The organism is Streptomyces sp. BPTC-684 (assembly GCF_030028635.1).
Taxonomy (GTDB): Bacteria; Actinomycetota; Actinomycetes; order Streptomycetales; family Streptomycetaceae; genus Streptomyces; species Streptomyces noboritoensis.
This window is the reverse complement of the sequence record NZ_CP124863.1, coordinates 4,342,272-4,367,727: the sequence shown is the minus strand read 5'-3', so window position 1 is coordinate 4,367,727 and position 25,456 is coordinate 4,342,272. Positions and strand designations below refer to the sequence as shown.

At 71.2% G+C, this 25,456-nt stretch carries 24 protein-coding genes; 8 read left to right on the top strand and 16 right to left on the bottom strand.

The annotated features are described in order from the left end of the window. The first annotated feature begins 10 nt into the window (after window positions 1-10). From QIY60_RS19195 to QIY60_RS19185, 3 genes are all read left to right on the top strand, one after another. Complete coding sequence (locus QIY60_RS19195) at window positions 11-1,867, top strand: 2-oxoacid:acceptor oxidoreductase subunit alpha (protein ID WP_283143563.1); 1,857 nt, start codon at window positions 11-13, stop codon at window positions 1,865-1,867. Continuing rightward, entirely contained in the window at window positions 1,860-2,924 is a 1,065-nt protein-coding gene (locus QIY60_RS19190; RefSeq protein ID WP_283143562.1) for a 2-oxoacid:ferredoxin oxidoreductase subunit beta, read from the top strand. Before QIY60_RS19195 ends, QIY60_RS19190 begins: the two co-directional genes overlap by 8 nt. 388 nt (window positions 2,925-3,312) lie before the next feature. Further along, window positions 3,313-4,545 (top strand): cytochrome P450, encoded by a 1,233-nt coding sequence (locus QIY60_RS19185; protein ID WP_283143561.1) that lies wholly within the window; start codon window positions 3,313-3,315, stop codon window positions 4,543-4,545. A gap of 83 nt (window positions 4,546-4,628) precedes the next feature. Here QIY60_RS19185 and QIY60_RS19180 read toward each other — a convergent pair whose 3' ends face one another. Together QIY60_RS19180 and QIY60_RS19175 are read right to left on the bottom strand one after the other, a co-directional pair. Next, the gene (locus QIY60_RS19180; RefSeq protein ID WP_283143560.1) at window positions 4,629-5,474 is read right to left on the bottom strand and encodes an SDR family oxidoreductase; all 846 of its coding nucleotides are present in this window, start codon (window positions 5,472-5,474) and stop codon (window positions 4,629-4,631) included. Window positions 5,475-5,503: 29 nt separating this feature from the next. After that, window positions 5,504-6,397 carry a ScbA/BarX family gamma-butyrolactone biosynthesis protein gene (locus QIY60_RS19175; RefSeq protein ID WP_283143559.1) on the bottom strand — a complete coding sequence of 298 codons (894 nt, stop codon included), beginning with the start codon at window positions 6,395-6,397 and terminating at the stop codon, window positions 5,504-5,506. Between the two features lie 206 nt (window positions 6,398-6,603). On the opposite strand from QIY60_RS19175, the gene QIY60_RS19170 reads away from it, so the two are divergent. Further along, entirely contained in the window at window positions 6,604-7,272 is a 669-nt protein-coding gene (locus QIY60_RS19170; RefSeq protein WP_283143558.1) for a ScbR family autoregulator-binding transcription factor, read from the top strand. A 31-nt stretch (window positions 7,273-7,303) separates the two neighbouring features. Here QIY60_RS19170 and QIY60_RS19165 read toward each other — a convergent pair whose 3' ends face one another. The 4 genes from QIY60_RS19165 to leuA form a co-directional block, all read right to left on the bottom strand. Continuing rightward, the gene (locus QIY60_RS19165) at window positions 7,304-8,146 is read right to left on the bottom strand and encodes an isoprenyl transferase (RefSeq protein WP_283143557.1); all 843 of its coding nucleotides are present in this window, start codon (window positions 8,144-8,146) and stop codon (window positions 7,304-7,306) included. A gap of 16 nt (window positions 8,147-8,162) precedes the next feature. Then, a complete protein-coding gene (recO, locus tag QIY60_RS19160; RefSeq protein ID WP_190092522.1) occupies window positions 8,163-8,912 on the bottom strand; it encodes a DNA repair protein RecO in 750 nt (249 codons plus the stop codon). 34 nt (window positions 8,913-8,946) lie between these two features. Then, on the bottom strand, window positions 8,947-9,666 hold the full coding sequence (locus QIY60_RS19155; RefSeq protein ID WP_283143556.1) for a TerB family tellurite resistance protein: 720 nt from the start codon (window positions 9,664-9,666) through the stop codon (window positions 8,947-8,949). 156 nt (window positions 9,667-9,822) lie between these two features. Next, the gene (gene leuA, locus QIY60_RS19150; RefSeq protein ID WP_283143555.1) at window positions 9,823-11,592 is read right to left on the bottom strand and encodes a 2-isopropylmalate synthase; all 1,770 of its coding nucleotides are present in this window, start codon (window positions 11,590-11,592) and stop codon (window positions 9,823-9,825) included. 311 nt (window positions 11,593-11,903) lie between these two features. On the opposite strand from leuA, the gene QIY60_RS19145 reads away from it, so the two are divergent. From QIY60_RS19145 to QIY60_RS19135, 3 genes are read left to right on the top strand one after another with little or no spacing between them, the layout of a single operon-like run. Next, on the top strand, window positions 11,904-12,965 hold the full coding sequence (locus QIY60_RS19145; protein WP_283143554.1) for a M4 family metallopeptidase: 1,062 nt from the start codon (window positions 11,904-11,906) through the stop codon (window positions 12,963-12,965). Window positions 12,966-12,996: 31 nt separating this feature from the next. Continuing rightward, window positions 12,997-13,263: a protealysin inhibitor emfourin gene (locus QIY60_RS19140; RefSeq protein ID WP_283143553.1), complete on the top strand. Its 267-nt coding sequence runs from the start codon at window positions 12,997-12,999 to the stop codon at window positions 13,261-13,263. 29 nt (window positions 13,264-13,292) lie between these two features. Then, window positions 13,293-14,093, top strand: coding sequence for a GNAT family N-acetyltransferase (locus tag QIY60_RS19135; RefSeq protein WP_283143552.1), 801 nt, complete (start codon window positions 13,293-13,295; stop codon window positions 14,091-14,093). 260 nt (window positions 14,094-14,353) lie between these two features. Here the strand turns inward: QIY60_RS19135 and era are convergent, their stop codons facing one another. The 5 genes from era to QIY60_RS19110 all read right to left on the bottom strand — a co-directional run bounded on the left by era (window position 14,354) and on the right by QIY60_RS19110 (window position 19,184). Continuing rightward, entirely contained in the window at window positions 14,354-15,295 is a 942-nt protein-coding gene (gene era, locus QIY60_RS19130) for a GTPase Era (RefSeq protein WP_190092516.1), read from the bottom strand. Further along, complete coding sequence (locus QIY60_RS19125) at window positions 15,292-16,284, bottom strand: DUF916 domain-containing protein (protein ID WP_283143551.1); 993 nt, start codon at window positions 16,282-16,284, stop codon at window positions 15,292-15,294. Before QIY60_RS19125 ends, era begins: the two co-directional genes overlap by 4 nt. A 59-nt stretch (window positions 16,285-16,343) precedes the next feature. Further along, entirely contained in the window at window positions 16,344-17,666 is a 1,323-nt protein-coding gene (locus QIY60_RS19120; RefSeq protein ID WP_283143550.1) for a beta-xylosidase, read from the bottom strand. Window positions 17,667-17,956: 290 nt separating this feature from the next. Continuing rightward, a complete protein-coding gene (locus QIY60_RS19115) occupies window positions 17,957-18,310 on the bottom strand; it encodes a cytidine deaminase (protein WP_283143549.1) in 354 nt (117 codons plus the stop codon). Between the two features lie 52 nt (window positions 18,311-18,362). Next, window positions 18,363-19,184 (bottom strand): helix-turn-helix transcriptional regulator, encoded by an 822-nt coding sequence (locus QIY60_RS19110; protein ID WP_283146003.1) that lies wholly within the window; start codon window positions 19,182-19,184, stop codon window positions 18,363-18,365. Window positions 19,185-19,377: 193 nt separating this feature from the next. On the opposite strand from QIY60_RS19110, the gene QIY60_RS19105 reads away from it, so the two are divergent. Further along, on the top strand, window positions 19,378-20,793 hold the full coding sequence (locus QIY60_RS19105; RefSeq protein ID WP_283143548.1) for an MFS transporter: 1,416 nt from the start codon (window positions 19,378-19,380) through the stop codon (window positions 20,791-20,793). Window positions 20,794-20,797: 4 nt separating this feature from the next. Here QIY60_RS19105 and QIY60_RS19100 read toward each other — a convergent pair whose 3' ends face one another. From QIY60_RS19100 to QIY60_RS19080, 5 genes are all read right to left on the bottom strand, one after another. After that, window positions 20,798-21,151 (bottom strand): MmcQ/YjbR family DNA-binding protein, encoded by a 354-nt coding sequence (locus tag QIY60_RS19100; RefSeq protein ID WP_283143547.1) that lies wholly within the window; start codon window positions 21,149-21,151, stop codon window positions 20,798-20,800. Continuing rightward, entirely contained in the window at window positions 21,148-22,440 is a 1,293-nt protein-coding gene (locus QIY60_RS19095; RefSeq protein ID WP_283143546.1) for a hemolysin family protein, read from the bottom strand. The genes QIY60_RS19100 and QIY60_RS19095 overlap by 4 nt, the downstream gene beginning before the upstream one ends. Then, the gene (gene ybeY / locus QIY60_RS19090; protein ID WP_283143545.1) at window positions 22,437-22,934 is read right to left on the bottom strand and encodes an rRNA maturation RNase YbeY; all 498 of its coding nucleotides are present in this window, start codon (window positions 22,932-22,934) and stop codon (window positions 22,437-22,439) included. The genes QIY60_RS19095 and ybeY overlap by 4 nt, the downstream gene beginning before the upstream one ends. 13 nt (window positions 22,935-22,947) lie before the next feature. After that, window positions 22,948-23,982 carry a PhoH family protein gene (locus QIY60_RS19085; RefSeq protein ID WP_283143544.1) on the bottom strand — a complete coding sequence of 345 codons (1,035 nt, stop codon included), beginning with the start codon at window positions 23,980-23,982 and terminating at the stop codon, window positions 22,948-22,950. Between the two features lie 280 nt (window positions 23,983-24,262). After that, entirely contained in the window at window positions 24,263-25,393 is a 1,131-nt protein-coding gene (locus tag QIY60_RS19080) for a PfkB family carbohydrate kinase (protein ID WP_283143543.1), read from the bottom strand. Window positions 25,394-25,456 lie beyond the last annotated feature (63 nt).

Sequence of the window (25,456 nt, the reverse complement as noted above, 5' to 3'; positions counted from 1 at the left end):
GAGCCACTCAATGCTGAAAGAAGTCAAGCGCCTTGATCGGGTGATCATCCGTTTCGCGGGTGACTCGGGTGACGGGATGCAGCTCACGGGTGACCGGTTCACCTCGGAGACCGCCTCGTTCGGCAACGATCTCTCGACCCTGCCGAACTTCCCCGCCGAGATCCGCGCCCCCGCCGGCACCCTGCCCGGCGTCTCCAGCTTCCAGCTGCACTTCGCCGACCACGACATCCTCACCCCGGGCGATGCACCCAACGTCCTGGTCGCCATGAACCCCGCCGCCCTCAAAGCCAACCTCGCGGACGTGCCGCGCGGCGCGGACATCATCGTCAACACCGACGAGTTCACCAAACGCCCCATGGCCAAGGTCGGCTACACCACCAGCCCGCTCGAAGACGGCACCCTGGACGCCTACAACCTCCACCCCGTGCCGCTGACCACCTTGACGGTGGAAGCACTCAAGGACTTCGGGCTCTCGCGCAAGGAAGCCGAACGCTCCAAGAACATGTTCGCCCTCGGCCTGCTGTCGTGGATGTACCACCGGCCCACCGAGGCCACCGAAGCGTTCCTGCGGCAGAAGTTCGCCAAGAAGCCGGAGATCGCCGAGGCGAACGTGACCGCGTTCCGGGCGGGCTGGAACTTCGGCGAGACCACCGAGGACTTCGCCGTCTCCTACGAAGTCGCCCCCGCCACCCGCGCCTTCCCCACCGGCACCTACCGCAACATCTCCGGCAACCTCGCCCTCGCCTACGGCCTGATCGCCGCCTCCCGCCAGGCCGACCTGCCGCTGTATCTGGGCTCGTATCCGATCACTCCGGCCTCCGACATCCTGCACGAGCTGTCCAAGCACAAGAACTTCGGCGTGCGCACCTTCCAGGCCGAAGACGAAATCGCCGGCATCGGCGCCGCCCTCGGAGCCGCCTTCGGCGGATCCCTGGCCGTCACCACCACCTCCGGCCCCGGCGTCGCGCTGAAGTCCGAAACCATCGGCCTCGCCGTCTCCCTGGAACTGCCGCTCCTCATCGTCGACATCCAGCGCGGCGGGCCCTCCACCGGCCTGCCCACCAAGACCGAGCAGGCCGACCTGCTGCAGGCGATGTACGGGCGCAACGGCGAAGCCCCGGTCCCGGTGGTCGCGCCGAAAACCCCGGCGGACTGCTTCGAGGCGGCCCTGGATGCGGCGCGGATCGCGCTGACGTATCGCACCCCGGTGTTCCTGCTCTCCGACGGCTACCTCGCCAACGGATCCGAGCCCTGGCGCATCCCCGACACCGACGAACTCCCCGACCTGCGCGTCCAGTTCGCCACCACCCCCAACCACACCCTCGCCGACGGCACCGACGTCTTCTGGCCCTACAAACGCGACCCCCAGACCCTGGCCCGCCCCTGGGCCATCCCCGGCACCCCGGGCCTGGAACACCGCATCGGCGGCATCGAGAAGCAGGACGGCACCGGCAACATCTCCTACGACCCCGCCAACCACGACTTCATGGTCCGCACCCGCCAAGCCAAAATCGATGGCATCCACGTCCCCGACCTGGACGTCGACGACCCCGACGGCGCGCGCACCCTCGTCCTCGGCTGGGGCTCCACCTACGGGCCCATCACCGCCGCCGTCCGCCGCCTGCGCACCCAGGGCGAACCCATCGCCCAGGCCCACCTGCGCCACCTCAACCCCTTCCCGGGGAACCTGGGCGAGGTCCTGAAGCGTTACGACAAGGTCGTCATCCCCGAGATGAACCTCGGCCAGCTCGCCACTCTCATCCGCGCGAAGTACCTGGTGGACGCGCAGTCCTACACCCAGGTCAACGGCATGCCGTTCAAAGCCGAGCAGCTCGCCACGGCCCTCAAGGAGGCCATCAATGACTGAGACGACGGCACGCACCCTGCTCTCCCTGGTCCCCAAGGCCGAGGCCCCGCAGTCCATGAAGGACTTCAAGTCGGACCAGGAAGTGCGCTGGTGCCCCGGCTGCGGCGACTACGCCGTCCTCGCCGCCGTACAGGGCTTCATGCCCGAACTCGGCCTCGCCAAAGAAAACATCGTCTTCGTCTCCGGCATCGGCTGCTCCAGCCGCTTCCCGTACTACATGAACACCTACGGGATGCACTCCATCCACGGCCGCGCCCCCGCCATCGCCACCGGCCTCGCCACCAGCCGCCAAGACCTCTCCGTCTGGGTCGTCACCGGCGACGGCGACGCCCTCTCCATCGGCGGCAACCACCTCATCCACGCCCTCCGCCGCAACGTCAACCTCAAGATCCTCCTCTTCAACAACCGCATCTACGGGCTGACCAAGGGCCAGTACTCCCCCACCAGCGAAGTCGGCAAGATCACCAAATCGACGCCGATGGGATCCCTGGACGCGCCCTTCAACCCGGTCTCCCTCGCACTCGGAGCCGAGGCCTCCTTCGTCGCCCGCACCATCGACTCCGACCGCAAACACCTCACCGAGGTACTGCGACAGGCCGCCGACCACCCCGGCACCGCCCTGGTGGAGATCTACCAGAACTGCAACATCTTCAACGACGGCGCCTTCGAAGCCCTCAAAGACAACGACCAGGCCCAGAACGCCGTCATCCGCCTCGAACACGGACAACCCATCCTCTTCGGCACCGACCACACCAAGGGCGTCATCCGCGACCCCGCCACCGGCGACCTGCGGGTCGTCGAGGTCACGCCGGAGAACGCGTCACAGATCCTGGTCCACGACGCCCACGCCGCCTCCCCCACCACCGCCTTCGCCCTCTCCCGCCTCGCCGACGCCGACACCCTGCACCAGACCCCGATCGGCGTCCTGCGCAGCGTGACCCGGCCGGTGTACGACACCCAGATGGCCGACCAGCTGGAACAGGCCATCGAGCAGCGCGGCAAGGGCGAGCTCGGCACCCTCCTCGCGGGCAACGACACCTGGACCGTCGCGGGCTAGTCCAGGTCGTACACCTCAGGAACACTCAGAGCACAACCCAGGATCCCCGGTGGTAAACCGGGGATCCGGTTTTGTTAATGTCCTCTCCGTCCGAGCATCTGGGGGGAGGACACATGAGCGTACGGCTGTATTCCGTCGTGAGTGACGGTCGCGCGGGGCGCGCGTCCAGCCATGCCGTGGTGCCCTCCGCCGTGGACGATCCGCTCTTCCTCCCCGGCCGCCGCTGCCCGGGACCGCGCTCGATGACCGGCCGGATCGACGGCCTCGGCAGGTGTCCCACCGTCGGGAGCGCGTCAGGGAACGGCACCCGCATCGACGTACATCTCCCTTTGCGCCGACAGTAGTCGGCACAGAACACACGTCCCCACCGCCCTTACGGAGCACCTCCATGCCCCAGCAGCAATGCCCGTTCGCCATCGACGCCGCCGGTACCGACATCCACGGCGAGATCGCCCGCATCCGCGAGCACGGCCCGGTCGCCCGGATCGAGCTGCCGGGCGGCGTGGCCGCCTGGTCGGTCACCAGCGCCGAGGCCGCCAAGAGCCTGATGACCGATCCGCGCGTCTCCAAGGACGCCGAGCAGCACTGGCCCGCCTGGATCAGCGGCGAGATCCCCCGGACCTGGCCGCTCGCCATCTGGATATCGGTCCGCAGCATGATCACCGCGTACGGGGACGAGCACAGCCGACTGCGCAAGCTGACGTCGAGGGCGTTCACCGCACGCCAGACGGCGGCGCTGCGCCCGACCATCGAGCGGATCGTCTCCGACCTCCTCGACAAGCTCGCGGACACCCCGAAGGGCCAACCGGTCGATCTGCGCAAGGCGTTCGCGAGCCCGCTGCCCGTCCAGGTGATCTGCGAGCTCTTCGGCGTCCCGGAGGACGCCCGCGACCGGCTCTGCCGCCTCATCGACATCACCTTCCTCACCGAGGTGACCGCCGAGGAGGCCGAGGCGACCGGGCGCGAACTGTACGTGGCGCTCAACGAGTTCATCGCCTTCAAGCGCGCCAACCCCGGCAACGACATGGCCAGCGATCTGATCGCCACCCGCGACGAGAGCGACGGGAGCGGCCTGACCGAGGTCGAGCTCGTGGACACCCTGCTGCTGATGATCTCGGCCGGGTTCGAGACCGTGGTCAATCTGATCGACCAGGCCGCGTACGCGCTGCTCACCCACCCCGAGGAGCTGGCCCGTGTCCGGCGCGGCGAGGTCACCTGGGACGACGTGGTCGAGGAGACCCTGCGCTGGGAGCCGCCGGCCGCCCACGTGCCGCTGCGGTACGCCGTGGAGGACATCGAGATCGGCGGCGTGGTGATCCCCCGGGGCGAGCCGATCCTGGTCGCGCTCGCCGGGCCCGGCCGCGACCCCGAGGTGCACGGCGAGGACGCCGACCGCTTCGACCCGTCGCGCCCGCTGCGCCGCGAGCACCTGGCCTTCGGGCACGGCGTCCACTACTGCCTGGGGGCCCCGCTGGCCCGCCTGGAGGCGACGGCGGCGCTGTCGGCCCTCTTCGAACGCTTCCCGGACCTGGCCCTCGCCGCCCCGGGCGAACAGCTCGCCCAGCTCCCGTCGTTCATCTCCAACGGCCACCGGGAACTGCCGCTCCTGCTGAACGCCTGACCTTCCACACAGGAGAGGGGCCTTGCCGGACACTTCCGGCAAGGCCCCTTACGTACGTAGTACGTAGATGAACGTGACGCGCCTCAGGCGAAGGCCGCCACGTGGTCGCGGGCCCACTCGGCGTACGAGCGCGCGGGGCGGCCCGTCAGCTCCTGGACGGTGTGCGACACCTCGGTCTTCGCCCCGGCCCGCTGGCGTTCGGCGCTGTGCAGCAACGCCTCGGCCACCGGCTGCGGATAGCGCGCGAGGAGTGCGGCACGCGCGCGTTCGGGGCCCAGCTCCTCGAACCGGAGCGGCCTGCCCAGGGCGTCGCCGAGGAGCGCGGTCTGCTCGGCGGCGGTGACGGCCGCAGGGCCCGAGAGCGCGTACGCGCGGCCCTCGTGGGCGCCCGGCTCCGTGAGTGCCTTCACCGCCACCTCGGCGATGTCGCGCGGGTCCACGGTCGCGTTGGGCGCGTCCCCGTGGAGCGCGCGCACCACGCCCTCCTCGCGCACCGAGCGCGCCCAGGACAGGGTGTTGGTCATGAACGCGCGGGGCCGCAGCAGGGTCCAGGCGAGCCCGGACTCCCGTACGGCCGTCTCGTTCTCGCGCTGGCGGCCGGTGATGAGGTCGTCGGCGGCCGGGTCGGTGACGGCCAGTGCGGAGAGCTTCACCAGATGGCGCACCCCGGCCGCGCGGGCCGCCTCCACGAACCGGATGTCATCGGGGTCGCCGACGCTGCTGGTGACCAGGAACGCCGCCCGTACGCCCTTGAGCGCGCGGTCGAGGCTGTCGCGGTCGGCGTACTCGCCGGCGACCACCTCGACGGCCGGTCCTGTGGCCGTCACCCGCTCCGGCCGTCTGGCCAGGATGCGCAGCGGGTGGGCGGCCGCGAGCAGCCGGGCGACCTCGCCCCCCACGGTTCCGGTCGCCCCGGTCACCAGAATCATCGTCGTCCCCTTCTCCCTTGCCGCGCCGGTCAGTCGGCGCGCGGCGCCGACAGCGTGGCGAGGAAGACCAGGCTCTCGTCCTGGTGGCCGGTGACCTGCACACTGGCCATGCCGGGGCGCCGGGGCGCCGCGTCGGTGACCTGTATCCAGCACGGGCTGTCGAACTCCGCGTACCGGTGGAACGCTATGTCACCCGCGACCGGGACGACCGGCGCGGGCCCCAGGGCCGCGCTCGCCGCCTGCCGGGCCGCCTCCAGCAGGAGCATGCCGGGCACGTGGTCGTTGGGGCGCTGGAAGAGCGTGGGGTGCGTGGTGTCCGCCCGCAGCCGCCAGACGCGCTCCTGCGGGCTGGCCGCGAGCACCACGTCGGCGGCGCGGCTGCGGCCCGCCAGGTCGGCGGGGACGGGCAGCGGGAGGCATCCGGTGGTGTCGCCGGGGGCCGTCCGTTCGCCGCGCAGCCGCCGGTAGACGCCCGGGCTCAGGACGCGGGCCTGGCCGGAGCCGGTGGCGACGAGCCGGCCGAGGCGGCGCAGCACCCAGCGGACCTTGAGCCGCGAGAGCTTGCCGCCGCGCCATTCGAGCCGGGAGAACTCCAGCTCCACGTCGATGAGCGCGGGCTGTCCGCCGACGTCCAACTGGGTGGGGTTCGCGGTGTATTCGAGGTCGGTGAGCATGAAGTGCCAGTCCAGCGGCACCCCGTAGCCCGCGTGCACTATCAGCATCGCGGACTGCCGCATCGTCTCGACGACCAGCAGCGGGTCGTGCAGATCGCCCGCGACGGGCTCGAAGAACACGTGGTTGTGCGGCCAGTGCGCGGTGACCGAGAACGTGTGCTCGTCACGCTGTCGCCAGCCGTGCGGAAAGGCGTCGGCCGGCCTGGCCCGATGGACCAGTTCCGGCGAGACGGGGTGCGATTGCGTCATGTTGGTGGGCCCGGCACCGGTTATGGGTATGGCGCTGGTCAATACTGCTGCTGTTTTGGACATGGCTCCCCCCGAGGCATGTACGAAGAACATAGTCCTGCGTCCCACTGTTAAGATACAAACTAGACGGTTTTTTTCAAGACAGGGGAGCAGGCGGCCCCAGAAGTTCACGGCGTCGACACCGCGGCGCAACACGAGGAGGCAGCGTGGCGAAGCAGGACCGTGCGATCCGCACCAGGAGGGCGATCCTGGAGGCCGCGGCCATCGTCTTCGAGAAGCAGGGGTTCCAGGCCGCCACGATCACGGACATCCTCAAGATGGCCGGGGTCACCAAGGGCGCGCTCTACTTCCACTTCCAGTCGAAGGAAGCGCTCGCGCACGGGGTTCTGAACGAGCAGGGCTCCGGCCCCTCGCTGCCGCCGCAGCCCGTCAAGCTCCAGGAGCTGATCGACTCCGGCTCGGTGCTCGCGCACCGGCTCCGCACCGACCACCTGGTCCGGGCCAGCATCCGGCTGACCCTGGACCAGCAGGCGACCGGACTCGACCGCACCGGCCCGTTCCGGCACTGGAGCGAGGTGAACGTCGAGGTGCTGACCCTGGCCCAGCAGCACGGCGAGCTGATGCCCAACGTGGTCATCTCCGACACGGCCGAGCTGTACGTGGGGGCCTTCGCCGGGCTCCAGATGATGTCCCAGACGCTCAGCGACTACCAGGACCTCTCGCACCGCCACTCGGTCCTCCAGCGCCATGTGATGTCCAGCATCGCCGTGCCGTCGGTGCTCGCGGCCCTGGACTTCTCCGAGGACCGCGGCGCCCGGCTCACCGCCGAGATGGAGGCGGTGGCCGACGCCGAGTGCGCGGCGGCCGCGGTCTGACGACCCGGCCGCCCCGCCCCGGCAAAGGGAGTTACTCGCCGGCCTCGGCGCCGTCCTGCCGGGGAATGTCGAGGTTGGGGACGGCCCCGCCGAAGCGGCGGTCGCGCTGCGCGTACTCCAGGCAGGCGCGCCACAGGTCGCGGCGGTCGAAGTCCGGCCACAGCACGTCCTGGAAGACCATCTCGGCGTAAGCGCTCTGCCAGAGAAGGTAGTTGGAGGTGCGCTGCTCGCCGCTGGGCCGCAGGAACAGGTCCACGTCCGGCATGTCGGGGTAGTAGAGGTACTTGGCGAAGGTCTTCTCGCTGACCTTCGACGGGTCGAGCCGGCCCGCCTTCACGTCCTCGGCCAGCGCCTTCGCCGCATCCGCGATCTCCGCCCGGCCGCCGTAGTTCATGCAGAAGTACAGCGTGAGCCGGTCGTTGTCCTTCGTCTGCTCCTGGGCGATCTGGAGCTCCTTGGCCACCGAGCGCCACAGCTTGGGCATACGGCCCACCCAGCGCACCCGGATGCCCAGCTCGTCGAGCTGGTCGCGGGTCTTGCGGATGAAGTCGCGGTTGAAGTTCATCAGGAAGCGCACCTCGTCGGGCGAGCGCTTCCAGTTCTCGGTGGAGAACGCGTACAGCGAGATCGAGCCGACCCCCATCTCGATCGCGCCCTGGAGCACGTCGAGGACGCGCTCGGCGCCGACCTTGTGGCCCTCGGTGCGCGGCAGCCCGCGCTCCTTCGCCCAGCGCCCGTTGCCGTCCATGACGACCGCCACGTGCTTGGGGACCAGCTCGCCGGGGATCTTCGGCGGGCGCGCACCCGAGGGGTGCGGCTCGGGGGTCGTGTACTCGCGCCGGGACCGGCCGCCCAGGATTCCGCGTCGTGCCATGTGGAGCTCTTCTCCCTCAGTTCTTCTCTACGTACCGCAGTGAGCGCAGGCCGCGCTCCAGATGCCAGTGCAGATAGGCCGACACGAGGCCGCTGCCCTCGCGCACGTGCCTCGGCTCGCTCGCGTCCGCCGTCGCCCAGTCCCCCGTGAGCAGCGCGCTGAGCAGTCCGACCGCCTCCGCAGAGGGTACGACGCTGCCGGGCACCCGGCAGTCGGCGCAGACCACACCGCCGCTCGCGATCGAGAAGAACCGGTTGGGCCCGTGGATGCCGCACTTGGCGCAGTCCTCGAAGCTGGGCGCGTAGCCGTTGACGGCGAGCGAGCGGAGCAGGAAGGCGTCGAGGATCAGGTGGGGGGCGTGCTCGCCGCGCGCGAGCGTGCGCAGCGCGCCCACGAGCAGCAGGTACTGCTGCACGGCGGGCTCGCCCTCGTGGTCGGTGAACCGTTCCGCCGTCTCCAGCATCGCGGTGCCGGCGGTGTACCGGGCGTAGTCCGTGACGATCGCGCCACCGTACGGAGCGATCGTCTCACTCTGGGTGCACAACGGCAGGCCGCGCCCGACCAGTTCGCTGCCGCGCGCGAAGAACTGCACGTCCACGTGCGAGAAGGGCTCAAGGCGGGCCCCGAACTTGGATTTGGTGCGGCGCACCCCGCGGGCGACGGCGCGCACCCGCCCGTGCCCGCGGGTCAGAAGCGTGATGATCCGGTCGGCCTCACCGAGCTTCTGGGTCCGCAGCACGATGCCGTCGTCCCGGAACAGACTCATGAGCCTATTGTTTCACCGCTGCGGACCGGGTCCGTCAGGACGGCGTCCGCGCCGCCGCCAGCAGCCGGGCCACGTCGTCCGCGCACAGCTGGAGCGCGCCGCCCACCGTGGTGAGGACCTCGCGCTCGGCCGGGCTGTACGGGCCGTCGGCGAGGGCGATGCGGGCGCCCTGGAGCAGGATCGACTCCCGGCCGGCCGGGGCGAGGTGCGGGGCCAGCGGCTCCAGGGACTCGTGGAGCTCGATGGCGAGGGCCGCGCCGCACGGGTCGGCCTCGGTGTCGGTGAGGAACCGCCCGGTGTCGGCCGCGAGCGCCTCGATCAGGGTGATCAGCTGCTCCTCGGTGCAGTCGTCGTACCCGGCGGCGCGGACCGTGGCGACCGCGGCCGAGGTGACCGTGCGGGAGGAGGTGCCGCCCGCGGCGAGGACGGCGAGGGCGACGGTGTGCACGGCGTCGCGCAGCATCGCCGAGAAGCGGGTGGTGGTGGGGTGGTCGAGGGCGTCCGTCCCGAAGTGGGTCTCACAGGCCGCGCACTCCACGACGGGCCCGGCGGCCCCGCGCGACAGCAGCGGGACGCCGAGCACGGCCAGGCGCCGACGGCCGGTGCGGCGGCGGAAGTTGCGGTCGCCCCCGCACTCCGGGCAGAAGAACTCCCCGTCCCCGACGGTGGTCCAGGACGTACGGGTCGTCCAGATTCGTTCGAGGATGCCCACGGCGCGAGGCTTCGTCCCGTTCTGTCCTCGGCCTTGCACCACCGCGCACCTCCGTAACGGACCGGCAACATTGCCGCGTTGACGTGATGTTAGCCACATCGATGATGTGACGTCAGCACCCCGTCAGGAGGAGTGGCGCAAAGACGGCGCCCCACCGGCCGCGAGGGGCAGGTGGGGGGCGGTGCACCGCCTGTGGGGCTACTGGCGGGCCGAGCGGTTGACGGCGGAGATGACCGCCTTCAGCGAGGCGCGCGTGGTGTTGGCGTCGATGCCGATCCCCCACAGGACCTGCCCGTCGATGGCGCACTCGATGTACGAGGCGGCCTGCGCGGACGCGCCCTCGCTCATCGTGTGCTCCTGGTAGTCCAGCAGCCGGGCGTCCACGCCGATCGCGGCCAGCGCCGCGAAGAAGGCCGAGATCGGACCGTTTCCGCTGCCGGTCAGGACCGTGTCGGCGCCGTCCACGACCGCCTCGACGGTCAGCGTGTCCCGGCCGTCCTGGTCGGTCGTGGTCTGGCCGGATCGCAGCTGGAGGCGGCCCCACTGGTTGGCCGGATTCGGCAGGTACTCGTCCTGGAAGACCGACCAGATCTGGCCGGGAGTGACCTCGCCGCCCTCGGCGTCGGTCTTCGCCTGGATGATCCGGGAGAACTCGATCTGCATCCGGCGCGGCAGGTCCAGCTTGTGGTCGTTCTTCAGGACGTACGCGATACCGCCCTTGCCCGACTGCGAGTTGACCCGGATGACGGCCTCGTAGGAACGGCCGACGTCCTTCGGGTCGATCGGCAGGTACGGGACGGCCCACTCGATGTCGTCGACGGTGACGCCCTTGGCGGCCGCGTCGGCCTCCATGGCGTCGAAGCCCTTCTTGATGGCGTCCTGGTGGGAGCCGGAGAAGGCGGTGTAGACCAGGTCGCCCGCGTAGGGGTGGCGCGGGTGGACCTCCATCTGGTTGCAGTACTCGCTGGTGCGGCGGATCTCGTCGATCTGCGAGAAGTCGATCTGCGGGTCGACGCCCTGGCTGAACAGGTTCATGCCCAGGGTGACCAGGTCGACGTTGCCGGTGCGCTCGCCCTGGCCGAACAGACAGCCCTCGATGCGGTCGGCCCCGGCCATGATCGCCAGCTCGGCCGCCGCCACCGCCGTACCGCGGTCGTTGTGCGGGTGCACGGACAGGCAGACGAACGCGCGGCGGGTCAGGTTGCGGCTCATCCACTCGAACCGGTCCGCGTGCGTGGACGGCGTCGAACGCTCCACCGTGGCGGGCAGGTTGAGGATGATCTCGCGGCCCTCCTCGGGCTGCCAGACGTCGCAGACCGCCTCGCAGACCTCCAGGGCGAAGTCCAGCTCGGTGTCGGTGAAGATCTCCGGGCTGTACTGGTAGCCGAAGGTGGTCTCCGGGCCCAGGATCTTCTCCGCGTACTCCATCACCAGCCGGGTGCCGTCCACCGCGATCTGCTTGATGTCGTCCTTGGAGCCGCGGAAGACGACCCGGCGGAAGGTCGGGGCGGTGGCGTTGTACAGGTGCACGGTGGCGCGGTGGGCGCCGCGCAGGGACTCCACGGTCCGCTCGATCAGGTCCTCGCGGGCCTGGGTCAGTACGGAGATGGTGACGTCGTCCGGGATCGCGCCCTCTTCGATGATCGACCGTACGAAGTTGAAGTCGGTCTCGCCGGAGGAGGGGAAGCCGACCTCGATCTCCTTGTAGCCCATGCGCACCAGCAGGTCGAACATCTCGCGCTTGCGGGCGGGGCTCATCGGGTCGATCAGCGCCTGGTTGCCGTCGCGCAGATCGGTGGACAGCCAGCGCGGCGCCTTGGTGATCCGCTGCTCGGGCCAGGTGCGGTCGGGGATGTCCACGGCCTCGTACGAGCCGTACTTGTGGATCGGCATCCCGGAGGGCTGCTGGGTGTGGGTCGCGTTGGTGACGGGCGTCGGGCGACCGACGGACACGGAGTTCTCGGACATTTGCGTAGGGCTCCTCGGGTCCTTCGATTAGGACGGCCGACTGAGTCGAAGCAGCACCAGATCCCGCGGGGAGGGGGTCGGCCTACGACTACAGGCCCTCGCCGCGGCAGCTAAGGAGAAGCAGCCCGAAACGCATGATGTGCCGCAGCCTAGCCGAGGGGCGCCGAAAGCGCCGGTCCCGTTTCAGTATGCGGGACGTGGCAGAAGGGACCAGGGACCAAAGTCCCCGGCGGCCGTGGCGCGGGTGGCTTGGAACCAATCATGGTGGCGAGTAGTGACAGCCTCGTGACCCGGTGCCACATTGTCGCGACATGAACGCGCATACACCCGTCTTCTGCACCATCGTGCCACCCCACGTCCTCGACAAACTGGTCACCGCCGAGGACCCCGCGCTGTCCGACATCGCGCGCAAGACGCTCGTCGCGGACGCCGCCCAGCGCACCGCCCGCCGGCTCACCACGGTGCTCGGCGCGCCCACGGTCGCCCCGCCCGCCGGAGCCATCGAGGGACAGCCGCACCGCACCATCTACGACTGCCGGCACGGCACCGCGCTGCCCGGCCGCAAGGTCCGCGGCGAGGGCGACAAGCCGGTCAAGGACGCCACCGTCAACCGCGCGTACGCCGGGCTCGGCGCGACCTTCGAGCTCTACCTCAAGGCGTACGGCCGGAACTCCATCGACGGCGGCGGCATGCCGCTCGACGCGTCCGTCCACTTCGACGCCCACTACAACAACGCCTTCTGGGACGGCGAGCAGATGGTGTTCGGGGACGGCGACGGCCAGATCTTCCTGGACTTCACGATCCCGGTCGACGTGATCGGGCACGAGCTGACGCACGGCGTCACCCAGCACACGGCGAACCTGACGTACTTCGGCCAGCCGGGCGCGCTCAACGAGTCGATGTCGGACGTCTTCGGCTCGCTGATCAAGCAGTACACGCTGGACCAGGACGCCCAGCAGGCCGACTGGCTGATCGGCCAGGGCCTGCTCGCCCCCGCCGTGACCGGTACGGCGCTGCGCTCGATGAAGGCGCCCGGCACGGCGTACGACGACGACGTGCTCGGCAAGGACCCGCAGCCCGCGACGATGGACCACTACATCACCACCGGCCGCGACAACGGCGGCGTCCATCTGAACTCGGGCATCCCCAACCACGCCTTCTACCTCGTCGCGGAGGCGCTCGGCGGCAAGGCGTGGGAGCGGGCCGGGCAGATCTGGTACGACGTGCTGACCGGCGGCGAGCTGTACAAGCAGGCCCTGTTCGCGGACTTCGCCCGGCTGACGGTCGCGGCGGCACGCACCCGCTACGGGGACGGCGAGGAGTACCAGGCGGTCCTCAAGGCCTGGTCCCAGGTCGGCGTGCCGACCGGCTGACGCGGGGGCGGTGCGCTGCTACACAGGGAGCATGCGCATCCAGGTGACCCGCACAGGAGGATTCGCCGGCATCGAGCGCCGGGCCGAGGTCGACACCTCGGGCCGGCCCGACGCGGCGGAGTGGCAGGCCCTGGCCGCGGCGGCCCTCGCCGACGGCCGGGGCGAGCCGTCCCTCGGCGTACCCGACGGCTTCCACTACGAGATCACGGTCGACGGCCGCACCGTCCACTGCGCCGACCCGCAGCTGTCCCCGGCCCAGCGGACGCTGGTGTCGCGGGTGCTGAAAGAGGGTGCGTAGGGGGCGGCCGTCTTGCTTTCATTCACAGCATGACGACCTCTGGACTCGCCCTGCTGGAACGCTATTACGACGCGGTGCCGCGCACCTCGGCCCGCGCGGAGGACTTCGGTCCGCTGACGCTGTTCGTACGGGAGGGTGCGGGCTGGCCGTTCTACGCCCGGCCCACGCTCGGCCACGCCGGGCCGGTGTCGGTCGCCGACGTGGACAAGGTGCGGGCGCGCCAGCGGGAGCTGGGGATACCGGAGGCGTTCGAGTGGGTGGACGAGGTGTCGCCCGGGCTGCGGGCGGCCGTCGAGTCGTCCGGCCTCGCGGTCCACGCCCACCCGCTGATGGTGCTGGCCCCGGACGCGCCCGCGCCCCGGACGCACCCGCTGGTCCGCGTCCTGGACGCGGACGACCCGCTGCTCCACGCTGCCCTGGTGGTGCCCCACCTGGCGTTCGCGGCGCCCGGTACGGCCGTGGGGGCGGCGGGCCCCGCCGAGCTGGCCGCCGAGATCACGGCCCGGGCGGGCGACGGCCGCGCGCCCCAGGTCGCGGAGCGCATCCGCACCGGCGCGACGGCGGTGGCGGCGGCCGTCGAGAACGGCCTCCCGCTCTGCTCCGGCATGCACAACCCGGTGGGCCCGGTGACGGAGATCGTGGGCGTCGGCACGGTGCCGGCGGCGCGGCGGCGGGGCCTGGGGGAGGCGGTGACGTCCGCCCTGGTCACGGACGCGCGGGCGCGGGGCGCGTCGACGGTGTTCTTGTCGGCGGGGGACGACGCGGTGGCGCGGATCTATGGGCGTCTGGGGTTCGTACGGGTCGGGACGGCGCTGATAGCCGAGGCGTGAGCTTTCCCCACCCCGCCCCTTCCCTAAACCCTCCGGGGGTGGGGGTGGGTTGAGGTGGTCTTCCGGGGCTGTGCCCCGGACCCCGCTCTTTGCCTGCGGACCGTGCTGGGTTGCTCGCGCAGTTCCCCGCGCCCCTTAAATGCGCCCCTTCGGGGCGCCCCCCAGGGGCGCGGGGAACTGCGCGACCAGCCCCCACCGGCCCGCAGCCAGACGAACCCGGCCGCCCGCCAGAGGGCTTTCGGGAAGGGGCGGGGAGGGGCCTAAAAGCCCAGCTTGCGCAGCTGCTTCGGGTCCCGCTGCCAATCCTTCGCGACCTTCACATGAAGGTCCAGGAACACCGGCGTCCCCAACAGCGCCTCGATGTGCTTGCGCGACTTCATCCCGACTTCCTTGAGCCGCTTGCCCTTGGGACCGATGATGATCCCCTTCTGGCTCGGCCGCTCGATGTACACGTTCGCGTGGATGTCGAGCAGCGGCCGGTCCGCAGGACGGTCCTCGCGCGGCAGCATCTCCTCCACCACCACCGCGATGGAGTGCGGAAGCTCGTCCCGTACCCCCTCCAGCGCCGCCTCGCGGATCAGCTCGGCCACCATGACCTGCTCGGGCTCGTCCGTGAGGTCGCCCTCGGGGTAGAGGGCCGGGCCCTCGGGCAGCAGGGGGACCAGGAGGTCCGCCACCAGCTGGACCTGCTGGTCGCCGACCGCCGAGACCGGCACGATCTGCGCCCACTCGAAGCCCAGCTCGTCCCCGAGCCGCTGCACGGCGAGCAGCTGCTCGGCCAGCGCCTTGGAGTCGACGAGGTCCGTCTTCGTCACGATCGCGATCTTCGGGGTCTTCTTGATCCCCGCGAGCTCCTTGGCGATGAACTTGTCGCCGGGCCCGAGCTTCTGGTCCGCGGGCAGGCAGAAGCCGATCACGTCGACCTCGGCCCAGGTCGTACGGACGACGTCGTTCAGCCGCTCGCCGAGCAGCGTGCGCGGCTTGTGGAGGCCCGGCGTGTCGACCAGGATCAGCTGGGCGTCGGGGCGGTGCACGATGCCGCGGACGGTGTGCCGCGTCGTCTGCGGACGGTTGGAGGTGATCGCCACCTTCTGTCCGACCAGAGCGTTCGTGAGGGTGGACTTGCCCGCGTTGGGGCGGCCGACGAAGCAGGCGAAGCCGGCCCGGTGGGGGGCGTTGTTCTCAACAGTACGAGCGCTCATGCCGCCCATTCTCCCCGATCCGAACGGCCCCGCTGTACGCGCGGCCCCCGCGCTCGGCCCCGCCGCCCCCGGACCCGCCGCAGCCTCCATCCCGCGACCCCCGCCGCCAGGGCCGCCACCAGCACTCCGAGGCCCAGCCAGGGCAGGGCGAGGAAGGACGCGCCGCCCGACCCGGTGACGCCCTTGGCGCTGGCCGTGAGCCGTACGTCGCCCCGGTCCAGCTGCGGCGAGCCCGCCCACGGCTCGGTCAGGCGGACCTTCTGGCCGGGCAGCAGCTCGGCCGGGATCCTGGTCAGCGCGCGGCTCAGCAGCGTACGGCCGAACAGGCCCGTCGCCTTCAGCTGGACCTTCGGGTCGAGCGTGACGTTGCCCCGGTTGTGGAGCGTGTAGGAGATGACGGTCCGGCTGCTGCCGGTGCCGGGCACCAGCGGGCGGTGCTGGGCGAGGGAGACGTCCTCGACGCCGAGCGCGGGCACGGCGGGGCCGGTGACGCGCAGATAGACCCGCGCCCCCACCGCCTGCTGCACTCCCATGGCCAGCTCCCCCTGCCCGGCCGCGACCTTCTCGTCCAGGGCGACCAGCGCCCCGGGGTGGTCGCCGGGCTCCGCGTCGGCCGGGACGGTCACGGTGAACGGCACGGTGACCGAGGCGTGCGCGGGGACGGTGACCGCCGTCCGGTCGGGCCTGGTCCAGGCGCCCACGCCGTGCTGCGGCTCGCGCCGGGTGCGCACGGCGAACCCGCCGTCGCGCTCGGTGTTGTACGCGTCGGCCCCGTACAGCCGGAAGGCCATGGGCGCGGCCGTCTTGTTGGTGACGGTGACCTTGTCGGTGAGGGTGGTGCCGGGGTCGGCGGAGAGGTAGAAGTACGGGCGCCGGTCCGCGCCCGTGGAGGCAGGGAAGACGGCCCAGTTGCCGTTGTCGGCGGCACGGGCGGGCGTACCGAGGAGCAGGACGGCCGCGGCGAGGAGGAGGACGTACAGCTTGCGCACGGTGCGGAACCCCCGGGGACGGGTGGGCCGGCCGGGTGCGCGCCCGGCCCACGGGTGGATCAGGCCAGCGTGAGCGTCAGCACACCGGAGTACGCGCCGGGGGCGGTGAACGCCGGAACGTTCAGCGAGACCCGGGCGTCGACGGTGAACTCGCCGCCGGTGAGCGCCGCGTTGGGCGTGGTCGCGAGGGTCGCGCCCGCGCTGCCCACGGTGCCCGGCGAGCCCGCCGCGCAGGTCGACGGGGAACCGGCCTTGGTGGCGCAGGCCGGGGTCCAGCCGAGCTTCGAGGCGTCGATCTTCGCCCCGCCGGGGCCGGTGAAGTCGGTGACCTTGCCGGTCAGGGACCAGCCCGCGGGGCCGCCGCGGAAGTCCTGGACCGTCACCGTCTTCAGCGAGCCGTTGGAGGCGCCGCCCTTGCCGAAGTCGACGGCGTCCATGGAGACGGCGTCACCGGCCTGGGCCATGGAGAGCGTGCCCGCCTTGACCGAGGAGTTGAGCTTCTGGCTGTTCGGCGGTGCCGGGGTGTCGTCGACGACGCTGTACGTGGCCGGGCCCGCGCCCTTGTCGTCGCTCCAGCCGGCTCCCTCGTAGGCGACGATGCCGCTGGTCGCCTTGTCGTTGACCGTCAGGGCGGTGGAGAACGCGCCCTGCGCGTCCGCCGTCACGGTCGTCCTGTCGGCCGTCTCGGCGGCCCCGGCCCGGCCGACGACCGTCACGGTCGCGCCCGCGGTGAACTTCGACCCGGTGACGGTGACGCTCGCGCCGGGCTTGCCGGAGGCCGTGCCCAGCTGGACGGCCCGCTGGTTGGTCTGGCCGCCGCCGGTCGCGGTGACCGTCTCGGAGACGGGCGCGGGCGGGTTGGTGACCGTGCAGGGGGTGTCCAGCTCCATGATGTAGCTGGTGTGGATGTTGTAGTCGCCGGGCGACAGGGTGATCGCGCCGGGTGCGGTGACGGTGAACGTACCGGTCATGGAGAACGGCGGGAACGCGCCCTTCCCCGGCACCGGGTCGTTCTTCTTGGGTCCGGCGACCGTGACGGCGCCGGTCTGCGCGCCGCCGACGGTGACCTTTCCGGTGGGGGTCATGATGTCGGCGGGCAGCGCCAGGTCCACCGGGTTGCCGGCGGCGGGCTTGGTGACGGTGTACGTGACGGTGACCGTGTCGCCGACCTTGGGCGTGGCGTTGTCGACGGTGACCTGGGCGGTCGTGGTGCCGTCGATCGCCGGGATGCCCGCGATGGGCGGCGGTACGCAGTGCGTGGCGAAGTCGACGGGCGTCGCGGCCAGGGCCTGCGCGGGCGCGACGAGCGCTCCGGTCCCGGCCATGAGCGCCGCGGCTCCCAGTACGGCGGCCCAGTGGCGCCGTCTTCGTGCTGAAGGCATGACTGCCCCCTCTGCGGTTGTGGCGCAGCAGCGGCTCGGCTGCGCCGGCAGGGAGTCATTGACCTGGGGCCGCGAAAAGAAGTCAATGGAATCGAAATCCCCCGACTGATGGCCCATCAGATACTGTCAAGATCCGCGTTCCCGCAGGTCAACCGTGCGGACCGTGCTGGGTTCTCGCGCAGTTCCCCGCGCCCCTAAGGAGATGCCGCGCAGCGGCATTTAAGGGGCGCGGGGAACTGCGCGACCAGCCCGCCACCGGCCCGCAGACGAACACCGGGCGCAAAAGGTGGTCAGCCCGCCTCGACCCTCGCGCGGACCTCGCCGTCCGGCCCCGCCACCAGGACCGGGGTCGCCGCGCCACCCAGGTCCCGCACCGCCGCCCGGTCCTCGGCGCACGCCGTCTCCGCCTCGGTCACCACCGCCGCCGCCTCCAGCGACTTCGCCCCGCTGGCCACGGCCATCGCGACCGCCGTGCGCAGCGCGGAGAGCTTGAGCGAGTCCAGCTCCACGGTCCCGGCGACGTACGTGCGCCCGGTCTCGTCCCGTACGGCCGCGCCCTCGGCCACCCCGTTGCGGGCCCGGGCGCTGCGCGCCAGGGTGATGATCTTGCGGTCCTCGGGGTCGAGTTCGGTGCTCAGAGTCATACGACGAGCATAAGGAGTGCGCCCGGAGCGGCCCGCGCGCAACCCCCCGCGCTCAGCCCGCCACCGGGTACATCGACCCGCGCCGCCCCTCCGGCGAGGCCAGCCACTCCAGCTTCGCGGCCGTGTCGGTCTCCGGCAGCGGGTTGTGCAGCACGATCGCGAGGTCCGGGCGGGCGGGCACCCGCAGCTGGGTGGACTCGACGAACAGCGTGCCCACCACCGGGTGGTGGAACTCCTTCTCGGTCTGGCCGCCGGGCAGGATGTCCCGCTGCTTCCACAGCTCCGCGAACTCCGCCGAGAGCCGGGACGCCTCCTCGACGACCTCCTGGAACCCCTCGTCACCGGGCCGCTCCGAGCAGGCCGCCCGGTACTGGGCGACCACCTTCGCGGCGGTCTCCTCCCAGCTCTTGGCGCGGGAGCGGTAGACCGGGTCGGTGAAGAACGCGATCAGGCAGTTCTGCACGATCTCGGGGCGCATGCCGAGCACCATGGCGGCCGCGTCGTTGTACATCACCGTGTTCCAGTACGCGTCCATGATGTGCGCGGGGAACGGCATCCAGGCGTCGATCAGCCGCTGCAGGCCGTGGCGCATGTCGGCGTTGGCCGGGTCGACCTCGGGCGCGGGCGGGTTGAGCCCGGCCAGCACGTACAGATGCCGGCGCTCGGCGCTGGTGAGCTGGAGGACCCGGCCCACCGAGTCCAGGACCTGCGGCGACACCGTGATGTCGCGGCCCTGCTCCAACCACTGGTACCAGGAGACGCCCACCCCGGCGAGCACGGCGACCTCCTCGCGGCGCAGCCCCGGGGTGCGGCGGCGGGCGCCGCCGTCGGGCAGCCCGGCCGCGGTGGGGCTGATCCGGCCCCGCCGGTTCATCAGGAACTCGCGCAGTTCGGTGCGCCGCAGCGACTTGTCGATCGGCGTGGCCACGTACGTACTCCCCCTCGTCGACTACCGGTCGGCGCCTCAGGGCCTGTCCGGCGGATCTGGTCGGCCGCTGCCTGGTGGTGCCGCCAACAGGATAAGTTCCCACTCTCCACGGCCATTCCCGGACAGCCAGGCTGTGGCCATGGCAATCGACACCCACACCGCACCGGCCACGCCGGTCGCCGCACAGGCCCCGCAGGACGGCCGGCTCTCGGGCCGGGCGAAGCTGGTCCTGTTCGTGCTCTGCGCCGCCCAGTTCATGGTGGCGCTCGACTTCTCCGTGCTGAACGTGGCGCTGCCCGTCCTCGGCGACGACCTGGGCCTGAGCCGGTCCGCGCTCCAGTGGGCGGTCACCGCGTTCGCGCTGCCGTCCGGCGGCTTCCTGCTCCTGTTCGGCCGGATCGCCGATCTGTACGGCCGCAAGAAGCTGTTCCTGACCGGGCTCGCCCTCTTCGGCGCGGCCTCGCTGCTCGCCACCCTCGCCTGGGACCCGGCGTCGTTCCTGACCGGCCGCGCCCTGCAGGGCCTGGGCGCCGCGGTGATCGTGCCGACCGGCATGTCCCTGCTGACCACCACCTTCCCCGAGGGCCCGCAGCGCGACCGGGCGCTCGGCATCAGCGGCACCCTGCTCTCGCTCGGCTTCACCGTCGGCATGGTGCTCGGCGGGGTCATGACGGACACCCTGGGCTGGCGCTCGACCATGGGCCTGCTCGCGGTCGCCGCGGTGATCGTCCTCGCCCTGGCCCCCGGCCTGCTGCCCGAGTCGCGCACCCCGGACCGCCCGCGCCTTGACGTGCCCGGCGCGATCACCGTCACCGGCGGTCTGCTCGCCCTGATCTACTCCCTGTCGACGGCGGCCCAGCGCGGCTTCGGCGGCGCGGACGTGTGGGGCACCCTGGTGGTCGGTCTGGCGCTGCTCGCGGCGTTCGTCGTGGTCGAGTCGAAGGCCCCGGCCCCGCTGGTCTCGCTGCCGATGCTGAAGCGCCGCACGGTGGCGTGGGGCAACCTGGGCGGTCTGGTCACCTTCTCGATGATGTCGACGGTCATCTTCGTGCTGACCCTCTACCTCCAGGAGATCCTGGGCCTGTCGTCCTTCAGGACCGGTCTCGTCTTCGGCGTCCAGGGCGTCATGTCGGTGCTCGCCGGCAGCTACGCCGCCAAGGTCATCGGCCGCTTCGGCGCCCGCCGCACCCTGGTCGGCTCGCTGCTCGGCCAGGGCCTGCTCACCGCCGTGCTGCTCGCGGTCGGCAGCGAGTCGGGCGCGCTGCTCGCCACCGTCGCCGTCTCGCTGGCCAGCATGTGCCACCTGGGCGCGATCATCTCGTACGGACTGACCGTCACCAGCGGTGTCCCCGACGAGGAGCAGGGGCTGGCGACCGGTCTGGTCACCACCACCCAGCAGGTCGGCCTCACCATCGGCATCCCGCTGCTCGGCGTGCTCGCCACCACTCGGAGCGACCTCTTCCACGGCGTGCGCACCGTGCTGCTCGTGGACGCGGTGATCCTGGTCGCGGCCGCGGCGCTGGTGGCGGTCGGCCTTGGCCGCCGGAAGGCGTAGGGGGTCAGGGCCGGTCGAGCCGGAGCCGCTCGGCCTTCGGGAGACCGGCCACGACCAGGTCGTACGAATCCTCGATCAGCTCCCGGACCAGCCGGTCCGGGAGCTGGTCCACGTCCACCGTGTTCCAGTGGCGCTTGTTCATGTGCCAGCCGGGCACGATCGCCGGGTACTCGGCGCGCAGCCGCACCGCGTCGTCCGGGTCGCACTTGAGGTTGGCGGTGAGCGGGCTGCCGCCCAGGTTGCTCAGCGCGAACATCTTCCCGAGGACCTTGAAGACCGAGGTCTGGGAGTCGAACGGGAACTCCTCGGTCGCGGCGTTGAACGCCAGGCAGAAGGCCCTGAGCTCCTGGGGTGTCACGCCTCTTCCTCCTCCTTGACCGGCACCGGCTCCACGAGCACGGTCACGATCTTGTTCCGGCGGCCCGCCGGGGACTCGGCCGTCAGCCGCAGCGCCCGCCCGTCCGGCAGGTCCACGGCCGCCGTGGCGCCCGCGATCGGCACCCGCCCGAGCGCCTTGGCGAGCAGTCCGCCGACCGTCTCCACGTCCTCGTCGTCGAACGCGTCGAGCCCGAACAGCTCGCCCAGGTCGCCGATGTCGAGCCGTGCGGTGACCCGGAAGCAGCCGTCCGCCAGCTCCTCGACCGGCGGCAGCTCCCGGTCGTACTCGTCGGTGATCTCGCCGACGATCTCCTCCAGGATGTCCTCGATGGTGACGATGCCGGCCGTGCCGCCGTACTCGTCGATGACGACGGCGACGTGGCTGCGGTCCTGCTGCATCTCGCGCAGCAGGTCGCCCGCGTTCTTGGTGTCGGGCACGAAGGCCGCCGGGCGCATCGCGGTGGAGACCAGATCGGCCTCGGAATCGCGGTTGATGTGCGTCTTGCGGACCAGGTCCTTGAGGTAGACGACGCCGACGATGTCGTCCTCGTTCTCGCCGGTCACCGGGATCCGGGAGAAGCCCGAGCGCAGCGCGAGGGTGAGCGCCTGGCGGATGGTCTTGTAGCGCTCGATGCAGACGAGGTCGGTGCGCGGCACCATCACCTCGCGCACCAGCGTGTCGCCGAGTTCGAAGACCGAGTGCACCATCCGGCGCTCGTCGTCCTCGATCAGCGACTCCTGCTCGGCGAGGTCGACCATCGCGCGCAGCTCGGCCTCGGAGGCGAACGGGCCCTTGCGGAAGCCCTTTCCGGGCGTGAGCGCGTTGCCGAGGAGGATGAGCAGCTGCGGCACCGGGCCCATGATCCGGGCCAGCGGCAGCAGGACGTACGCGGCGGCCGTCGCCGTGTTCAGCGGGTGCTGGCGGCCGATGGTGCGCGGCGAGACGCCGACGGCGACGTACGAGACGAGCACCATCACCGCGATGGCGACGAGCAGCGCCGTCCAGGTCTCGTCGAAGTCCTCCAGGCACACATAGGTGACGAGGACCCCGGCCGCCATCTCGCAGGCGACCCGGACGAGCAGGGCCACGTTGAGGTAGCGGGTGGGGTCGGCGGCCACCTGGGCGAGCTTGGCGGCGCCGCGCCGCCCGGACCGCACGGCCTCGGCCGCGCGGAACGAGGACGTACGGGCGATGCCGGCCTCCGCGCAGGCGGCCAGCCAGGCGACCACGACCAGGGCGACGGCGCCGAAGAGCAGCTGCCCGGTCATGAGACGGTCGGCGCCGGGGAGGGGCCGGTGTGGCCCTTCTCCGCCCGCCAGCCGTCGACGATGGCCGCCTGCAGACCGAACATCTCGGCCTTCTCGTCCGGCTCCTCGTGGTCGTACCCCAGCAGGTGCAGCACTCCGTGGACGGTCAGGAGCTGGAGCTCCTCGTCCATGGAGTGCTGCGTCGGCGCGTCCTCGCCCTGCTTCTCGGCGACCTCGGGGCAGAGCACGATGTCACCGAGGAGCCCCTGGGGGGGCTCCTCGTCGTCCTTCATCGGCGGACGCAGCTCGTCCATCGGGAAGGACATGACATCCGTCGGACCCGGCAGGTCCATCCACTGGATGTGCAGCTGCTCCATGGCGTCGGCGTCCACGACGATCACCGAGAGCTCGGAGAGCGGGTGGATCCGCATCCGCGTGAGCGCGTAGCGGGCGATGTCGAGGATCGCCTGCTCGTCGACCTCGGTTCCGGACTCGTTGTTGACGTCGATCGACATGGTGCGCTCTGCTCTACTTCCGGTTTCGGCCGCTCTGGCCGTTCTGGTCCTGCTGGCTGTCGTACTTCTCGTACGCGTCGACGATACGGCCGACGAGCTTGTGCCGGACGACGTCCTGGGACGACAGCCGGGAGAAGTGGACGTCCTCGACACCCTCCAGGATGTCCTGGACCTGGCGCAGACCGCTCTTCGTCCCGTTCGGCAGGTCGACCTGGGTGATGTCACCCGTGATGACGATCTTCGAGTCGAAGCCGAGGCGGGTGAGGAACATCTTCATCTGCTCGGCGCTGGTGTTCTGCGCCTCGTCCAGAATGATGAACGCGTCGTTCAGCGTGCGTCCGCGCATGTACGCCAGGGGGGCGACCTCGATCGTGCCGGCCGCCATCAGGCGGGGGATCGACTCGGGGTCGAGCATGTCGTGCAGCGCGTCGTAGAGCGGGCGCAGATACGGGTCGATCTTCTCGTAGAGCGTGCCCGGCAGGAAGCCGAGGCGCTCGCCCGCCTCCACGGCGGGCCGGGTCAGGATGATCCGGGTGACCTGCTTGGACTGCAGGGCCTGGACCGCCTTGGCCATGGCGAGATAGGTCTTTCCGGTACCGGCGGGGCCGATGCCGAAGACGATCGTGTGCTTGTCGATCGCGTCGACGTACCGCTTCTGGTTGAGGGTCTTGGGGCGGATGGTGCGACCGCGGCTGGAGAGGATGTTCTGCGTGAGCACGTCGGCCGGCGTCTCGTGGCCGTCCTCCCCCTTGCCGTTCTCGCTCGCCCTGAGCATGGCGATCGAGCGTTCCACTGCGTCCTCCGTCATCGGCTGACCGGTGCGGAGCACCAGCATCATCTGGTCGAACAGGCGTTGGATGAGCGCGACTTCCGCCGGGGTCCCCGTGGCACTGATCTCATTGCCCCGGACGTGGATGTCGGCCGCCGGGAAGGCCTTCTCGATCACGCGCAGCAGCGAGTCGCCGGATCCGAGCAGCATCACCATCGGGTGCTTGGCAGGGACCTTGATCTGGGCACTCGCCTGCGGCTGTGTGGGTGTCTGAGTCATGGGCCGGCTCTGTGGCCTGCACATACCTCCCGTTGCAGGGTTCTCGCTGCTCGACAACCTCTGGAATACCAAGCGTACGACCTGGCACTGACAGTGCCGAGGGGTTTTACCGGGTGGTCGTCTGCGGGCCGGTGGTGGGCTGGTCGCGCAGTTCCCCGCGCCCCTAGGGGGCTGTGGCTGAGCTGGGTTCTCCGGCTGCGGCCGACTGCCTAAGGGGCGCGGGGAACTGCGCGACCAGCCCACCACGGTCCGCAGCCGAACGATCGCCCCACCGGGACGCTCACGCCGGGCTGCGGAAGCCGATCGTGGGGACCGCCCGACGCAGGGGCCACGCACGGGCCGCACCGGGCAGCAGGTCCTCCAGGAACTCGTAGCGGTGCAGGGCCTCGGGGTCCTGCCCGGACCGGGTGCGGACGGCCTGCCACCACGCGGCGATCTCCGCCCAGCCGGGCGCGGAGAGCGAGCCCCCGAACTCCTGCACAGACAGCGCGGCCGTCAGCCCGGCGAAGGCGAGGCGGTCCGCCAGCGGCCACCCCGCGAGCGTGCCGGTGACGAACCCGGCCACGAACACGTCGCCCGCGCCCGTCGGGTCGAGCGCCTCCACGGCGATCGCGGGCACCTCGGCGGTCTCGCCGGTCGAGCCGTCCACCGCGTACGCGCCCTCCGCGCCCAGGGTGACCACCGCGACCGGCACCTTCTCGGCCAGGGCGCGGGCGGCCGCGCGCGGGCAGTCGGTACGGGTGTAGCGCATCGCCTCGCCCGCGTTGGGCAGGAACGCCTCGCAGTGTTCGAGGCCGGTCAGGCCCGCCAGGTCCCAGTGCCCGGTGTCGTCCCAGCCGACGTCCGCGAAGATCCGCGAGCCGTGCCGGGCGGCGTCGGCGATCCACTCCTCGGTACGCCCGGGCTCCAGCGAGGCGATCGCGGCACGCGCGCGTGGCGGGGCAGCGGGCGTGGACTCCTCCGGGGGCGCCTCGTGGCCGTGCGAGACCATGGTCCGCTCGCCCTCGTACGCCATGGAGACGGTGACCGGCGAGTGCCAGCCGGGCACGGTCCGCGACAGCGACAGGTCGATGCCCTCGCCCTGCTCCAGGGCGTCCCAGCAGTACTCGCCGTAGTGGTCGTCGCCGAAGGCCGCCGCCAGCGAGGTGCGCAGCCCGAGCCGGGCGAGCGCGATGGCCATGTTGGCGACCCCGCCGGGGCTGGAGCCCATGCCGCGCGCCCAGGACTCCGTGCCGCGCACCGGCGCGGAGTCGAGGCCGGTGAAGATGATGTCCAGGAAGACCGTGCCGGTCAGGAAGACGTCGCACTCCGGGTCGCGGGGCCGGCGCACCCTGCCCAGCGGGTCGACGCCCGCGGTGTGGCCCCACCGGCCGGCGCGGTCCTGCTGCTGCTCTCTGCTGGATGTGGTCACGGCGGACTCCCCGTTCGCGTACGGATCAGGCCAGTGTGCCCGATCCGTACGACAACGAGGGCC

Bases quoted from the DNA above. Each gene is read 5' to 3' on its own strand.
- QIY60_RS19195 (WP_283143563.1), top strand. From the start codon at position 11: ATGCTGAAAGAAGTCAAGCGCCTTGATCGGGTGATCATCCGTTTCGCG.
- QIY60_RS19190 (WP_283143562.1), top strand. From the start codon at position 1,860: ATGACTGAGACGACGGCACGCACCCTGCTCTCCCTGGTCCCCAAGGCC.
- QIY60_RS19185 (WP_283143561.1), top strand. From the start codon at position 3,313: ATGCCCCAGCAGCAATGCCCGTTCGCCATCGACGCCGCCGGTACCGAC.
- QIY60_RS19180 (WP_283143560.1), bottom strand. From the start codon at position 5,474: ATGATTCTGGTGACCGGGGCGACCGGAACCGTGGGGGGCGAGGTCGCC.
- QIY60_RS19175 (WP_283143559.1), bottom strand. From the start codon at position 6,397: ATGACGCAATCGCACCCCGTCTCGCCGGAACTGGTCCATCGGGCCAGG.
- QIY60_RS19165 (WP_283143557.1), bottom strand. From the start codon at position 8,146: ATGGCACGACGCGGAATCCTGGGCGGCCGGTCCCGGCGCGAGTACACG.
- recO (WP_190092522.1), bottom strand. From the start codon at position 8,912: ATGAGTCTGTTCCGGGACGACGGCATCGTGCTGCGGACCCAGAAGCTC.
- leuA (WP_283143555.1), bottom strand. From the start codon at position 11,592: ATGTCCGAGAACTCCGTGTCCGTCGGTCGCCCGACGCCCGTCACCAAC.
- QIY60_RS19145 (WP_283143554.1), top strand. From the start codon at position 11,904: ATGAACGCGCATACACCCGTCTTCTGCACCATCGTGCCACCCCACGTC.
- QIY60_RS19140 (WP_283143553.1), top strand. From the start codon at position 12,997: ATGCGCATCCAGGTGACCCGCACAGGAGGATTCGCCGGCATCGAGCGC.
- QIY60_RS19135 (WP_283143552.1), top strand. From the start codon at position 13,293: ATGACGACCTCTGGACTCGCCCTGCTGGAACGCTATTACGACGCGGTG.
- era (WP_190092516.1), bottom strand. From the start codon at position 15,295: ATGAGCGCTCGTACTGTTGAGAACAACGCCCCCCACCGGGCCGGCTTC.
- QIY60_RS19120 (WP_283143550.1), bottom strand. From the start codon at position 17,666: ATGCCTTCAGCACGAAGACGGCGCCACTGGGCCGCCGTACTGGGAGCC.
- QIY60_RS19115 (WP_283143549.1), bottom strand. From the start codon at position 18,310: ATGACTCTGAGCACCGAACTCGACCCCGAGGACCGCAAGATCATCACC.
- QIY60_RS19110 (WP_283146003.1), bottom strand. From the start codon at position 19,184: ATGAACCGGCGGGGCCGGATCAGCCCCACCGCGGCCGGGCTGCCCGAC.
- QIY60_RS19105 (WP_283143548.1), top strand. From the start codon at position 19,378: ATGGCAATCGACACCCACACCGCACCGGCCACGCCGGTCGCCGCACAG.
- QIY60_RS19095 (WP_283143546.1), bottom strand. From the start codon at position 22,440: ATGACCGGGCAGCTGCTCTTCGGCGCCGTCGCCCTGGTCGTGGTCGCC.
- ybeY (WP_283143545.1), bottom strand. From the start codon at position 22,934: ATGTCGATCGACGTCAACAACGAGTCCGGAACCGAGGTCGACGAGCAG.
- QIY60_RS19085 (WP_283143544.1), bottom strand. From the start codon at position 23,982: ATGACTCAGACACCCACACAGCCGCAGGCGAGTGCCCAGATCAAGGTC.